This is a genomic window from Microbispora sp. NPDC046973 (genome assembly GCF_040644495.1).
GTDB lineage: Bacteria > Actinomycetota > Actinomycetes > Streptosporangiales > Streptosporangiaceae > Microbispora.
The window spans coordinates 34,710-48,427 of record NZ_JBEYWQ010000024.1 but is presented as its reverse complement, the minus strand read 5'-3'; the positions used below and the strand labels follow the sequence as shown (position 1 = coordinate 48,427).

General features: G+C 72.2%; 13 protein-coding genes. 10 read left to right on the top strand and 3 right to left on the bottom strand.

Translation table 11 applies throughout. The features are described 5' to 3' along the window. Positions 1 to 42: 42 nt before the first annotated feature. On the top strand, positions 43 to 1,359 hold the full coding sequence (locus ABZ860_RS32765; protein ID WP_357227615.1) for a lanthionine synthetase LanC family protein: 1,317 nt from the start codon (positions 43 to 45) through the stop codon (positions 1,357 to 1,359). 21 nt (positions 1,360 to 1,380) lie between these two features. Then, the gene (locus ABZ860_RS32760) at positions 1,381 to 2,517 is read left to right on the top strand and encodes a sulfite oxidase (RefSeq protein ID WP_357227612.1); all 1,137 of its coding nucleotides are present in this window, start codon (positions 1,381 to 1,383) and stop codon (positions 2,515 to 2,517) included. Between the two features lie 60 nt (positions 2,518 to 2,577). Here the strand turns inward: ABZ860_RS32760 and ABZ860_RS32755 are convergent, their stop codons facing one another. Next, positions 2,578 to 3,564 carry a hypothetical protein gene (locus ABZ860_RS32755; protein ID WP_357227610.1) on the bottom strand — a complete coding sequence of 329 codons (987 nt, stop codon included), beginning with the start codon at positions 3,562 to 3,564 and terminating at the stop codon, positions 2,578 to 2,580. 120 nt (positions 3,565 to 3,684) lie between these two features. Between ABZ860_RS32755 and ABZ860_RS32750 the strand changes: the two genes are divergently transcribed. The 7 genes from ABZ860_RS32750 (at position 3,685) to ABZ860_RS32720 (ending at position 9,582) form a co-directional block, all read left to right on the top strand. Next, positions 3,685 to 4,749, top strand: coding sequence for a histidine kinase (locus ABZ860_RS32750; RefSeq protein WP_357227608.1), 1,065 nt, complete (start codon positions 3,685 to 3,687; stop codon positions 4,747 to 4,749). After that, on the top strand, positions 4,731 to 5,360 hold the full coding sequence (locus tag ABZ860_RS32745; RefSeq protein WP_357227605.1) for a response regulator transcription factor: 630 nt from the start codon (positions 4,731 to 4,733) through the stop codon (positions 5,358 to 5,360). Before ABZ860_RS32750 ends, ABZ860_RS32745 begins: the two co-directional genes overlap by 19 nt. Positions 5,361 to 5,691: 331 nt before the next feature. Then, on the top strand, positions 5,692 to 6,225 hold the full coding sequence (locus tag ABZ860_RS32740; RefSeq protein ID WP_357227604.1) for a flavin reductase family protein: 534 nt from the start codon (positions 5,692 to 5,694) through the stop codon (positions 6,223 to 6,225). 114 nt (positions 6,226 to 6,339) lie between these two features. Next, positions 6,340 to 6,864 carry an NAD(P)H-dependent oxidoreductase gene (locus ABZ860_RS32735; protein ID WP_357227601.1) on the top strand — a complete coding sequence of 175 codons (525 nt, stop codon included), beginning with the start codon at positions 6,340 to 6,342 and terminating at the stop codon, positions 6,862 to 6,864. After that, positions 6,861 to 7,841 carry a glutathione S-transferase C-terminal domain-containing protein gene (locus tag ABZ860_RS32730; protein ID WP_357227598.1) on the top strand — a complete coding sequence of 327 codons (981 nt, stop codon included), beginning with the start codon at positions 6,861 to 6,863 and terminating at the stop codon, positions 7,839 to 7,841. The genes ABZ860_RS32735 and ABZ860_RS32730 overlap by 4 nt, the downstream gene beginning before the upstream one ends. Continuing rightward, positions 7,838 to 8,902 (top strand): LLM class F420-dependent oxidoreductase, encoded by a 1,065-nt coding sequence (locus tag ABZ860_RS32725; RefSeq protein WP_357227595.1) that lies wholly within the window; start codon positions 7,838 to 7,840, stop codon positions 8,900 to 8,902. The genes ABZ860_RS32730 and ABZ860_RS32725 overlap by 4 nt, the downstream gene beginning before the upstream one ends. Positions 8,903 to 9,012: 110 nt before the next feature. Then, positions 9,013 to 9,582, top strand: a complete 570-nt coding sequence (locus ABZ860_RS32720; RefSeq protein WP_357227592.1) for a hypothetical protein — start codon at positions 9,013 to 9,015, stop codon at positions 9,580 to 9,582. 207 nt (positions 9,583 to 9,789) lie between these two features. Here ABZ860_RS32720 and ABZ860_RS32715 read toward each other — a convergent pair whose 3' ends face one another. Beyond that, complete coding sequence (locus tag ABZ860_RS32715; protein ID WP_357227590.1) at positions 9,790 to 11,061, bottom strand: cellulose binding domain-containing protein; 1,272 nt, start codon at positions 11,059 to 11,061, stop codon at positions 9,790 to 9,792. A 938-nt stretch (positions 11,062 to 11,999) separates the two neighbouring features. Here ABZ860_RS32715 and ABZ860_RS32710 point away from each other — a divergent pair. Then, complete coding sequence (locus ABZ860_RS32710) at positions 12,000 to 12,380, top strand: PLDc N-terminal domain-containing protein (protein WP_357227587.1); 381 nt, start codon at positions 12,000 to 12,002, stop codon at positions 12,378 to 12,380. A gap of 154 nt (positions 12,381 to 12,534) precedes the next feature. Here the strand turns inward: ABZ860_RS32710 and ABZ860_RS32705 are convergent, their stop codons facing one another. Then, positions 12,535 to 13,275 (bottom strand): restriction endonuclease, encoded by a 741-nt coding sequence (locus ABZ860_RS32705; protein WP_357227585.1) that lies wholly within the window; start codon positions 13,273 to 13,275, stop codon positions 12,535 to 12,537. Positions 13,276 to 13,718: the final 443 nt, after the last annotated feature.

Genomic DNA, 13,718 nt, shown 5'->3' with positions numbered 1-13,718 from the left:
ATAGTTGCTATTACCTACCAGGTTTGTGGGATAGTGGATGCCATGGGCCCGGACCCGATCCGCTCATCCGGTGAGCGCGCAGAGACTCCGCTGACGGCCGCCATCATGGCGGGACGGTGGATCCGTACGGCCGCCGTCGACGACGAGAACGGGCGCCGATGGCGGGCCAACCCCGACCCGCAGGGCCGGGCGGCGACGCCCGGCGGGCCCGCGTCGCTCCACTCGGGGGCGGCCGGGATCGTGCTGTTCTTCCTGGAGCTCGCCGCCGGGACCGGCCACGAGGCCTACCTCGAGGACGCCCGCGAGGGCGCCCGCTACCTCGCCTCGGCCTGGCGGCGGCAGGACGACGTGTCGCTCCACCACGGCCTCGCGGGTGTCGTCCTCGCGCTGACCGAGGCCGGCTGGGCGCTCGGCGAGGAGCGCTTCGAGGCCGCGGCGGTCGCGGTCGCCGACAGGATCGTCAGGAGCGCCCGCGCCTTCGACGACGGCGGCATCGGCTGGTCGGGAGACCCCACGCTGCGCGGCGACGGCGGCGTCGTGCTGGGGCTGCTGCGCGCCGCGGCGGCGCTCGGCGTGCCGGCCTACGAGGAGATGGCCGTCGAGGCGGGACGGCGGATCGCGCGGCTGACCGCGCCCCGCGAGCGGCCCGCGGCGTGCCCGGCCTTGTCCACGGAGGCGGTCCCGCCCGGCTTCCTGGCCGGCACGGCAGGGACGGCCTTCCTCCTCGCCCGCCTGTACGGCGCGACCGGCGAGGAGGCGTTCCTCGACGCGGCACGCCGCGGCGCGGGCCTCGTCCGGGCCGCGGGCGTCCTGACGGGGGAGAGCGCCATGGTCACCGACCACCTGGGCTACTGCTCGGGCTCCGCCGGGATCGCGCGCATGTTCTACGAGCTGCATCGGGTGAGCGGCGACGGCGGCGACCTGGAGTGGGTGAAGCGGCTGGCCAGGGGCGTCAGGGAGTCGGGCGCGCCCTTCCGGCAGACCGCGGGGCTGTGGAACGTCGCCTGCCAGTGCTGCGGCACCGCCGGGCTGATCGAGCTGTACGTGGGGCTGTGGGCGGCGACCGGAGAGCAGGAGCACCTGGAGTTCGCCCGCAAACTCGCCGACCACCTGATCGGCCGGGCGACCGGCTACGACGGCAGGGGATACCGCTGGTATCAGGCGTACCGGCGGCAGCGCCCCGGGGAGGTGTCGGCCGACACCGGCTACCTGACCGGGGCGGCGGGGATAGGGGCGGCCCTGCTGCACCTGGACGCGGCGGGACAGGCGGATCGGCCGCGCCGCGTGATCCTGCTGCCCGACAACCCCTTCCCGCCCATCCCCGTGCCGGCCGTCGCCCTGCGGAGGCCGGCCGGCTGACGGCGGCAGGTGAGGAGGCCCATGACTTTCACCGAGGACGGTCTCGGAGCGCGGCGCACGGCCCCGGAGGCGGGAGCCCCGCCGGGCATCCGCAAGCCCCTGCCGCCCCGCCTGTTCGCCGTGCACGGCACGAACGCGGAGACCCGCTGGGAGGCCCTGCGCGGCGAGGACTACCTGACGCCGGACGACCTCTTCTTCGTCCGCAACCACACGGCGACACCGCTGATCGACGCGGCCACCTGGCGGCTCACGCTGTGGGGCGACGCCCTGCGCGGCGGGCCGGTCGGCTTCACCTACGGGGACCTCCTCGGCATGCCGGCCGAGACCGTGACCGCGTTCATCGAGTGCGCGGGCAACGGACGCCGCCTGTACGGCGAGCAGCAGAACCAGGAGGTGTCGGGCACCCCCTGGCGGCTGGGCGCGGTGGGGGTGGCGCGCTGGCGGGGCGTACGGCTCGCGACGCTCCTGGAGAGGGCGGGGATGAGCGACAGGGCCGTCGCGCTGATGCCGCGCGGGCTCGACGCCGACTACGTCGAGGCGGGGGAGAACCTGGGGAGGGTGCGGCGCCCGCTTCCCGTGGCCAAGGCGCTGGACGACGTGCTGGTGGCCTACGAGATGAACGGGCGGCCGCTGCCGCCCGACCACGGCCATCCGGCGCGGCTGGTGGTGCCGGGCTGGGTGGGAGCCGCCTCGATCAAGTGGCTGGGGGACGTCGAGGTGTCGGCGGAGCCGCTGGAGTCGCCGTGGAGCACGCGGCTCTACCGGATGCACGGCCCCGGTCACCCGCCCGGGGGCGGCCCGCCGCTGACCCGGATGGGGGTGAAGAGCGCCCTCGAACTGCCCTGGCCGGCCCGTCTGGAGGCGGCGCGCGAGCACCTGCTGCGCGGCCGGTCGTGGTCGGGCGGCGGACGCGTGGTCCGGGTCGAGGTCAGCGACGACGAGGGCGTGTCGTGGCGGCCGGCCCGCCTGCGCGACGACCGCCACCCGCGCGGCTGGGTCCGCTGGACCTTCCCCTGGAGGCCGCGCGAGGTGGGGAACCTCCGGCTGCTGGTCCGGGCCGCCGACGAGACGGGCGCCGTGCAGCCCGACCGTGCGGCGTACAACAGCCTCGGCTACGGCTTCGACGCGGTGGTGCGCCACCCCGTCGTCGTGACCTGACCCGGCCGCGCTGAACTGGCGGACCCTCACAACAGGCGGCGGAGGCGAGAACGTCCGGCGTCAGGGGTGCTGCGTGTCCCGCTGCGGATGCCTGCGGCGCCGGTGATAGCAGACGGTGGCGGTGGCCAGCGCGGCGCCCCAGAGCGGCCAGAAGCACTCCGGCAGCCAGGCGCCCCATTCGTCCAGCCTGAACCGGCCCGCGATCGCCCATCGGATGTAGGTGAGGCCGGCCACGACGATGATGACCGAGATGAACCCGGCCGGGATGACCGCCAGCAGCGGTGGCACTCGCCTGCCCCGCAGCCCGGGGATCCAGCGCGGGAAGACCTCGCCCCACCGCTGGGTCAGCCCGAGGGTGAGCGCGCCTCCGAGCGCTCCGAAGGTCGCCAGATAGGCGCCCAGCAGCCACAGGCCGTCCTCGCCTTCGGCCAGAAACTCCTCGCGCACGCCGAGAGGGATGCCCAGCGCCCACGCCCACCGGGTGGAGCAGTACACCAGGGGAACCGCGACCGCCACGTACACCGCGATGCGCCCGCGCTCCGGAGTGAACCGGTTCCTGCGCTTCTGGCCGCGTGTGCAGGCCAGCGCCGCGGCGGCCAGCAGCAGGCCGCCCACCACGCACACGAGCTGGTTGAGCACCGGCCAGGGCCAGGCGTCGGCGAAGGTGGCACCGCCCAGCCCCCAGCCGAAGACGGGAGCGACCAGCAGCAGCGGGGTGTAGGCGACGCCCATCATCAGCCGGGAGTCGGGGATCACCAGGACCAGGAACGCGGCGATCGGCCAGGCCGGCCACAGCGGTGCACGGCGGCCGCTCCTGCGGGTCAGCGCCAGTGCCGTCACCGCGGTGAGCAGCGAGAAGGCGGCGATCCACCAGCCGAAGCGCGGCGTCGTGCCGGCCAGGATCGACAGCGCCCTGTCGGGGTCGGGATCGGAGGCGCCCCAGGGGAAGCCCGGCATGCCCAGCGCCCACGCGGCGCCGAGCACACCGTAGGCCAGCGCCCACAGTGCCGCCGCATACCCCTGGCGGCCGGAGAGGAATGTCTTCATGCGATCAACCTCCCGGCGCGGCCGGGTGGTGAGCCAGATGCCGTTCGGCACTGTCCGGGGCGGAACCGGTGCCGTTCGGCACTCCCCGGCGCAGGACGGGAGGCGCGTATCGTCACCGGGATGACCGTGATGTGGGGTGTCGCCCTGGTGCCGGCGGCGGTTGCCGTCGTGGCGGCTGTGACGGGGATCTCCCGGCCTCTGCTCCGTTCGCGTCTGTCCGCGTCGGCGTCGCTGGCGGCGATCGTGTCGCTGGCCGCCACGCTGGCTCATTCAGCCGGCGTGGCACGGCCGGCGTCCGGGGCCGGCGTGCTGGGCATGGTCGAGAGCGCGGCGCTGATGGTGCTCGTCGCCCTGGTCATCCGATATGCGCCATCCCGGCGGGCCATGGTGTCGGCTCCGATGGCGGGTCTGGCCGCGTCCGTCTGGTTGCTGCGGGTGTTCGCGCCCGTCTCGCCTCTGGAGGGGGTCGGCGTGTGCGCGTTCTGGGGGCTGGGCGCGCTGCTGGCCGCCGCCGTCGGCGGCTACCTGCGGTTCCTCGACGTACGGCAGGAGCGCGCGGTGGCCGACGCTCGTCTGGCCCTGCGGCTGCGGCTCGCCGGGGATCTGCACGATTATCTGGCGCACGACCTCAGCGAGATGGTGGCGCACGCTCAGGCCGGCCGCGTCGCGGGCGATCCGAGGCAGGCGCTGGAGCGCATCGAGGGCGCGGGCCAGCGGGCCCTGTCCATGCTGGACCGGACGCTGGACATGCTGCACCACGACCGGCCCCTTGCCCCCGGCGGCGACCTGGGCGGCATCCGCGAGGTGGCGGAACGGTTCTCCGCCGCCGGCCCGGCGCGGGTCGACCTGCGCATGGACCCGGCCGCGGCGGCCCCGCCGGACACCGCGGCATTGGCCTACCGGATCGTGATCGAGGGACTGACCAACATCCGGCGGCACGCCCCGCGGGCCAGACGCGTGGGTCTGAGCGTCAGCGCCTCGTCCGGCATCGTGGAGGTCAGGATGACCAACGACGGTGTGGTGCGCGCCCCGGGCCCCCGGCGTGGCGGGACCGGCCTGCCCGCCCTTGCCGCGCTCGTCCAGGCGCAGGGCGGCGAGCTGATCGCGGAGACCGTACCCGAGGGGTGGTCGCTGACCGCCCGCCTGCCGCTGGCACAATCCCCGGAGTGGTCACCCGCATCCTGATCGCCGACGACCAGGAAGGCATCCGCAGCGCCTTCCGCCTGATCCTCGACGCCCAGCCCGACATGACGGTGGTGGCCGAAGCGGCCGACGGGCGCACCGCGATCGACACCGCCAGAGCGGTCAGGCCTGACGTGGTGCTCGCCGACGTCCGCATGCCCGGAACCGACGGCATCGAGGTCACCCGTGCCCTGGCCGGCACCGGCATCCACGTCGTGGTCGTCACCACCTTCGGGCTGGACGAGTACGTCCATGCCGCGCTGCGGCACGGCGCCGCCGGGTTCATACTCAAGCGCTCCGGCCCCACGCTCCTCATCGAGGCCATCCGGGCCGCGATGAACGGCGACGTGCTGATCAGTCCTCAGCTCACCGTCCGGCTGCTGCGTCAGCGCGAACAGCCGCGGGAGACCTCCGGCGTGGTCCTCACCGAGAGAGAGGACGAGATCGCGGCGTTGGTCGCGCAGGGCAGGACCAACGCCGAGATCGCCGCTGAGCTCTTCCTGTCTCCGGGCACCGTGAAGAACCACGTCGCCTCCATCCAGCGCAAGGTGGGCGCCAGGAACCGCGTCGCGATCGCCGCGTGGGCGTGGGCGACGGGCAGGATGGAGCCGTGACGCGGTTTTCCTGCAAAGCGAGTAGGAAATATTGACTTTTCTGCCCGGTGATCGTACGTTCGGTGGTATGAGCCAGGGCGTTCGTCTGACCCGGCGTTCGAGCGTGGACTACGGCCACGTCGCCAGCGCGCAGTGTCGTTGATTGTGAACCTTCCGTCGTCTTCGTGCCGATGAGGGGCCGGGCCGCGGCGTGCGGCCGTCCTCCTCGCGACCGTGCGTGACCGTGTCACCCACGGTTTCGCCTCCATCCGAATCCCTGATCCCGCATGTCGCGGTGCCGCGACGGGCGGGATCGACCTTGAGAGCAGCTGCGACCTTCCGGAGGTTTGCCATGACGGAGACTCTGCTCGGCCCCGGCCTCGACGCCGACGACCACAAGCGCGCACTGGACGCCGACGGCTACAAGCGAGCCCTCGCGGTGCACGCGGCGGGAGTCGTCGTGATCACCGCGCGGAGCGGGGGAGTGCCGGTGGGACTGACCGCTACCTCGTTCTCCTCGGTGAGCCTGGACCCGCCCCTCGTCTCCTTCTACGTGGACCAGTCGTCCACCACCTGGCCGTCGCTGCGCGCGGCGGACCACTTCGCCGTCAACGTCCTGGCCAGCGACCAGGCCGATCTCGCCGCCAGGTTCGCCCGCAAGGGCGTCGACCGGTTCGCCGAACCCACCCGGTGGCGCCCCGGACCGCTCGGGGCGCCGCTGCTCGAGGACGTCTCCGCGCATCTGATCTGCCTGCCCTACGAGCGGGTCGGCGTGGGCGACCACGTCCTCGTCGTGGGGCTGGTCACCCAGGCCGAGGTGCGCGGGCCGGGGCGTCCGCTGCTGTACCACCAGGGCCGCTTCGGCCGGTTCATCGCCCACCCGTGATCCGCTCCCACTTCGCACGAACGCCCGTCCCGATCTGGAGGACCGTCTGTTGACCACTCGCAAGCTCTTCGACGCGGACACAGGACACGCCGAGCGGCACGAGGCGGTGGCCTCGTGAGCTCTCTCGTGGTGCTGGTCGGCAATCCGCGCGGCGGTTCCCGGACCCACCTCGCGGCCGTGGCGGCGGCCGAGGCGGTGGGGCGCCGTATCGGGCACGAGGCGCCGCCCGAGGTCGTGGACCTGTCGGCGATCGGGCCGCACCTGTTCACCCCCGGACCCTCGCCGACCGTGGAGGTCGCGCTGGAACTCGTCGCCGGAGCGCAGGTGCTCGTGGTGGCCAGCCCGACCTACAAGGCCGCTTACACCGGCCTGCTCAAGGCGTTCCTCGACCGCCTCCCCGGCGGCGCGCTGACCGGAACGGTGGCGCTGCCGCTGCTGGTCATGGGCTCCCCCCGGCACGCGCTGGCCGTCGAGCTGCACCTGCGTCCCGTACTGGTCGAACTAGGCGCGCTCGTGCCCACCCCCGGCCTCGCGCTGCTCGAGGCCGAGATCCCCGACCTCGACCGGGTCCTCGCCGACTGGACGGATCGCGTCGCCGCGCAGGTGGCCGCGGCACTGGAGAGGAGGGCGACCGCGTGACGACCACCCACGCTCCCGCGTTTGCGAGCCCCGCCGACGTCGCCGCCTTCGGCCCGTACGGGCCGGGCAGGACCGACCGGCCGGGGCCCCTCTACCCCTTCCGCGGCCGGATCACCGCCGGCGGTTCCGGCGACCACCCCGCCGAGCCCGGGCGCTACCACCTGTACGTCTCGTACGTGTGCCCGTGGGCGCAGCGAGTGGCCATCGTGCGCGACCTGTCCGGGCTGAAGGACGTGGTCTCGCTGTCGTACGTGGACGACGAGCGCGACGCACGCGGCTGGGCGTTCCGCGAGCGGCGCGGTCCCGACCCGGTCAACGGCTTCGCGCTTCTCTCCGAGGCGTACGACGCCACCGAGCCCGGCTATCCCGGGCACATCTCCGTGCCGGTGCTGTGGGACCGGCGGACGAACCGGATCGTGAGCAACGACTACCCGAACATCCCGGCCGACATCGGCACCCGGTTCACCGAGTGGGCCGACTCGGGCGTGGACCTCTATCCGGAGGACCTGCGCGACGAGATCGAGGTCCTGGACGAGGAGATCGCCCGCGACCTCGCCCAGGGCGTGCACCTGGTGGCCAGGGCCGCCACGCAGGAGGAGTACGAGCGGCGGCGCGGGGCGGTGCTCGCCGCGCTGGATCGCTTCGACGCCCGCCTGGCCGACCGGCGGTACCTGTTCGGGGATCGCCTCACCGAGTCCGACGTGCAGCTCTGGGTGGTCCTGGTCAGGTGGGACCTGCTGCACAACCCGCTCGCCGGGATCGGCGAACGGCCGCTGACGGACTATCCCCATCTCTGGCCGTACGCGCGCGACCTCTACCGGCTTCCGGCGTTCCGGGAGACGACCGACTTCGCCGCCTTCCGCCTCACCGCACGGCCCTCCCGGGGCGACGGGCCGGTGCGGATCGCGGTCGAGCCCCGGGAGGCCGATTGGGACGAGCCGCACGGGCGCGCGGCGCCGGCCGGACAGCACCGGTGAGCACCCGCCGCGACGCGACCGACGACACAGGCCGCGACGCTGGCGCCGGCGTGCGCTGGGGGGTCACCCTGCCATTGGCAGGGCTCGGGCTGCACCAGCACAGGGAGATCGTCGAGGCGCTGCCCTCGCTGGGATACGGCGACGTGTGGACCGGTGAGGGCGGCGGCTACGACGGCCTCACCGCGTTGACCGCCGCACTGGCCTGGTCGCCGGGCCTGAGGGCGGGCACCGGGGTCCTGCCCGCCCAGACCCGGGGGCCGGGGGTGCTCGCGCAGACCGCCGCCTCGATGGCCGAGCTGGGCCAGGCCGAGGTGCTGCTCGGCATCGGCTCGTCGGTTCCCGCACACGTCACGGCGCTCAACGGCCGCCCGCACGCCCGGCCGTACGCGCACGTGCGGGACCTGCTGCGCTTCCTGCGCAGGGCCTTCGACGGCGAGCACGTCGTGGAGACGTACGAGACGTTCTCGATCGACTTCGCGCTGCGGCAGCGTCCCCCGGTGCGGCCGAAGGTCATCGTCGGCGCGCTGCGGCCCGGCATGCTGAAACTGGCCTTCACCGAGGGGGACGGCGCGATCACCAACGTGCTGGCCGCCCACGAGGTGCCGAGGATCGTCGAGGCCGCCGGGCCGCGCGCCGAGGGGCGGGAACTCGTCGTCAAGATCTTCGTGACGCCGACCGAGGACGCCGGGCACGCCAGGGCGGCCGGGCGCGCCTTCCTCGGCTGGATACTCAACCAGCCGCCCTACCGCGCGTTCCACGACTGGCTCGGCCGGGGCGAGGAGCTGGCCGCCTCGCGGGCGGCCTGGGACGCGGGGGACCGGAGGGGAGCGGCCGAGGCGCTGCCGGACTCGGTGGTGGACGAGCTGTGGGTGCACGGCTCGCCCGAGGAGTGCCGCGCCCACATCGCCCGCTATATCCACCCCGGCGTCACGGCCGTCGAACTCCACGTCACCCGGACCCCCGAGTTGTCGGCGGCCCCGCACACCCTGCCGGAGGTGCTGGCCGCCCTGCGGGTCCCGGACGCTCCGGCGGACCCCCGGAGCCGCGCTGACGGGTCTTGAAAGGCGCGGCCGATATCAACAGCGCTTGGAAGCTGTAGGCCGAACTCCCGGCCGAGGTGCCCGACCCGGCCGAGCTGCGCTGGGCCGATGAGAGCACGCTAAGCGTGCCGGTGCTCACGGCCACAGCCGCCTACGCCGGGCTCAGCAAGCCCAAGTCCTTCGTCGACGAGAAGTGCCCGGCCAAGGGCTGCCGGCCACTGCGCGTGATCGCAGTGGCGCGGGGCGAGGCCACGATGCCCAGCAGCCGTGGGGACGTGCATGTCCCGACGTGGGACTTCACCGTGAAGGGCGTGCCGGAACCGTTTCGGCGGGTGGCGGTGGACCCGGCCGTGATGGGCGGACCGCCCCGGCCCCTGGACCATGGGATCCAGGAGGTGAACACCTACGAGGTGCGCACGCCGACCGGGCTCCGGTTGAGTTACGTGCACGGCACTTGCGACACGACGTACGGCTCGCGCGTCCACGAGACGCCCGAGGCCGTGGTCGTGGACGTCGACGTCCGGCGCGACGACAACGTGGAGGTTTGCACCGATATGGGGAAGACGGACCGGATCGCCGTCACGCTCCGCGAGCCTTTGGGCCGCCGGGTGGTGCTGGACTCCAGCAGCGGGGTGCCCCTGCTGCCGCAGAGCGACATCCGCCTGGTCGAGTTCCAGAACTATGATCCGCGCCGCTCCTAGCCCGGCGACACGTACGTGCAGGGCTGCGGTGTGTGGCTCTGCGGCCGAGCTGTTGGCAGCGTGACTCGCAGTGCTCTGGACGTGCCGGCTCACAGGCGCCGCCCGGCATCACGCTCGGCTGGGCCCTGCCGAAGTCCGGAGAGGGCCGTGTGTGCGGCCCTCTCCGGAGTCAACGGGACATCGACCGGCACGACGTGCCGCGATCGGTCAGGGGCTGGTGCAGGTGAGCGAGGGGGTCGACGGCGTGCCGGTGGCGAGGAACCCGAAGGTGGCCGAGCCGGACGCCGGGATCGAGCCGTTGAAGGAGGCGTTCTTCACCGTCACGGCGGAACCGCTCGTGCTCAGCGTGCCGTTCCACAGCTGGGTGATCGTCTGGCCGCTGCCGAGCGTCCACTTGACGGTCCAGCCGTTGATCGCCGAGCCGCCCGCCGTGACCGTGACCATTGCCTGGTAGCCGCCGGGCCACGAGTTCACCGTGCGGTACTCGGCCACGCAGGCGCCCGGCGGCGGAGGCGACGGGCTGGTGGACGGCGACGGGGACGGGCTGGGCGAGGGGGAGGCGCTCGGTGACGGCGACGGGGAGGGGCTGGGCGAGGGGGAGGCGCTCGGTGACGGCGACGACCCGCCCGGCGGCACGTACGGGCACTTGTTGCGGTACATCGAAATGCCGGTGGAGTCCGCCAGCGGGCACAGGAACTGGGTGTACCGGGTGTCGTTGTCCACCCAGATCTTCAGCCACGGGATCAGCACCCGCATCTCGGTCGTGTTGGCCCGCGTCGCGAACAGGTGGTCCACCCCGGTGATCTCCACCCACGCGCTCGGCGTCGTGGCCGGCAGCGTGCTGTAGAGCCCGTTGAGATACGACTGCGTGACCGTCGTGTCCCGCTGCCCGGAGATGAACATCGTCGGCACCCGGTCGTTGTACAGGTCGTAGTTGCCCACGGGAGAGCCGGGCGCGAGCCCGACCCCGGCCTTGAGGGAGGGCCGCCGGAGCAGCGCGCTGAGGACCCCCGCGCCGCCCGCGGAGTGGCCGACGACCGACAACCGGTCCGGGTCGACCCGGTCGCGTACCGGACTGCGCTGGGTGAGGTAGTCCAGCGCGGCGAGCAGCTGGGTCCCCCGGGCGTCCGCGCTGTCGGTGCGGCTGTTGGTCTCGATGCCGATCACCACGAAGCCGAACGAGGCGAGCCAGGGACCCATCCAGGCCTCTTCGTTGGCGAACAGTGCGGAGTAGCCCGGCACGATCGCGACCCCGCCGAACGTCCCCTGGCTGGTGTCGGTCGGGTAGTAGATGACTCCGCCTCCGAAGCCGTTGCCGGCCGGCACGCTGGTCTGGGCGGTCGCGAAGGTCCCCCTGGTGGCCGCGACGCTCGCCACGGTGGGGTTCGGCCCGCGCTGGTAGGGATTGTCCGCAGCCGACGCCGGTTGAGTCGCGATGGCCGCCGAGAGCAGCCCGAGGACGGCCACTGCCGCCGCCATCGCCCGGCCCATCGCACGCCGGAGGGACCGGCTCCGCGAGCCGGGCCCGGACGCGGACGGGTCCGTGGGTGGCCGCCGGGTTTCCGGCGGCGGAACGGCGTGTACGCCCATGCCTGAGCCTCCATGACTGCAACCAGAAAAAGGGGAAAACGCGGGGGCATTCAGCGCTGGACGCCATGCTCCCGGGCAAGGGAGCGCACACTACGAGGGCGTCGCGAACGGCGGGCCTCCGCCCCGCGCACCACCACCGGACAGCGGGAGACCGCCTCGGGGCTCAGTGTGGAAACCTCACCGAAATGTGTCAAGAGTAGGGTGTCGCCGCGAAAGCCGTGTACCGCGTAAATCACCCGCGTAATCGCGGAACCGCCGCGTTCAGTGCATAGTCATCGGAATGAACGTTTCACCCGTCGTCGGCGTCGGTGAGCCCGGAGAGTTTGCTGATGCGGCAGTTGGGCCCGCGTTCGCACCCTCCCGCGTTCGCGCCCGGACGTACTGCGTCATTTGACACCGTGCCCTCGCCTCGGCTTTGCTCCGCTCCACCACCACCGGTCGATCTCTCGAAGTGGAGGAGGACGAAGGCGAGCTCGCTTTGTTAACGCTAACATCTGTCGTCGGCCTCGGCGGTCCCGAAAACGCGCAGGATCATGCGCCGGGTCGTCCACCGCCGGAGGCGCGTGGCGCTGACCCTGTGGTGCGCGGCCGCCACGCCGGTGTCCGTCGCGGAACAACCTGCCCAGCGCCGGGTGCAGATTCGCGCGACTGCTGATCCTGTCCGCATCGGCCATTCACCCCTCCCTCTCGCGGTCTTCCTCTCGGGCCGCGAGCCGCCGGAGTCGGCGGTCGGCGGCGCATCGGGAAAGATCGCTTACCTGGAAAGTCCCGTCAGGCGAAGATCGGATCCACTACGCTCTGCGCGTCTGAAACTGGGAGGATTCGGGATGCCCCTCATCTACGGCGGGTTCGGTCTGGTTCTGCTCGCCTTATGGATCTTCTGCCTGTTCGACGTGATCGTCACGGCGGAGGAGGACTGCCGCAACCTGCCCAAGGGGCTATGGATCATGATCGTCCTGTTCCTCCCCGAGGTCGGGTCGATCCTGTGGCTGGTCGCGGGCCGGCCGCAGACCGTGACGCGGCCCGGCGGGCTGCCGTACAAGGGCAACACCGGGCGCTTCCCCGAGTACGACCGGCCGGGCCGGTTCGTCCCCTCCAACCCCGGCGACGACGAGGAGTTCCTCCGCCGCTGCCGGGAGCGGGCCGAGGAGCAGCGCCGCGCTTACCTCGAGCAGCAGCGCCAGGCGGAGAAGAACCAGGATCAGTAGCGGCGGGCTGAGGGGCGAGCCGATCCGGCGCAGCGCCCGCGAGGCGAAGCCGAGCACGGACCGGTTCCAGGGCGGCGCGAGGACGTCCAGCGCGACGGCGGCAATGAGCCTGACAAGTAAAAGCCGGAAGCCGGACGGTGGGTGAGGTCCCGGTTCACGTCCGGGTCGCCCCCGGGGAAGTGCGCGACATGGCCTCCTGCGGGTCTGCTTCGAGGGGTGAGGGGCTGCGATGGCGCATGGCTGCGGTGTGGCGCAGGCGCCGCCGTCGCCGCAGCGGAGTGGTCAGCCTCAGCAGACGCTGGAGAGACTCACCGTCTGCGGCCCAGCGGGCGAGGTCCTGCCGGCCGATGAGGTGGATTCGGAACTCGGCGGCGCTCTCCCTCGCGCCGCGGGTGAAGGAGCCGTTGGTGACGACCACGGCGACGTCGGCGCCGTGAGCGGGCCCCGCGGTCCCGTTCACCTGGTAGATGACGTCGACCCTCACCTTGCCGCCGGTCGTGGTGTGTTTGCACTGCACGACGATGCGGTGCCCGCGCTCGTCGAGGGCGATGACGTCGGCCGCCTTGTCTCCCCGGCGGCCGACGTGTCTGGCGTTCATGCCGTCACGCAGCATCAGATCGCGTACGGCGAACTCGAAGGCCTGCGGGCTCATGGCGTCCAAGTCGTGCAGGGTCAACCGAAGGTGTCGTAGCCGGGCGGTGCGTCGTCGTACGGCGGCGACCTGCCACCACAGTGCCGCGGCGATTGCGATTGTGAGACCCGATCCCAGGGCGGCCGCGATATACCAATGGCCGAAAATCAGGCCGATGAGTGCGCGTATTCCCTGGACCAGCAACGCGGCGGCGATGACCACGACGAACAGTGCCGCGATCCATTCGCTCAGGTCGCGCGGCATACGGGCTCGGAGCATGCGTGACCGCGACTTCCGGTGCGTCATCGGGTGACGTTCTCCGGCATCGGCGGCTGCGGCGGGGCCTCCTGCGGATCGCCGGCGCCGTGGGAGACGAACCAGATCACCGCGGCGATCACAGCCAGAATCATCCAGCCCGAAATCTTCCCGCTTTTCGATTTCGATCTCCTGACCCAATGTCCGCGCCGATAGTACATGTCTGAGGGCATGAGGCATCTCCTGTGGGGATCGATGAAATGACCGGGGCGGCAACTACGGCCACAGGAGAGATGTAAGCATCCGCCGCCGACAAATATCGGGAATCATCGGCTCATCGCCTCGAACCGGAAAATGATAAATATGTCCCCATAAAGTCAGCCGCTGCTTTCCTCCACGTCACCCCGATCGACGTCATCTCCGGTCGCGGCGTCTCACGCTGCCGACACCTG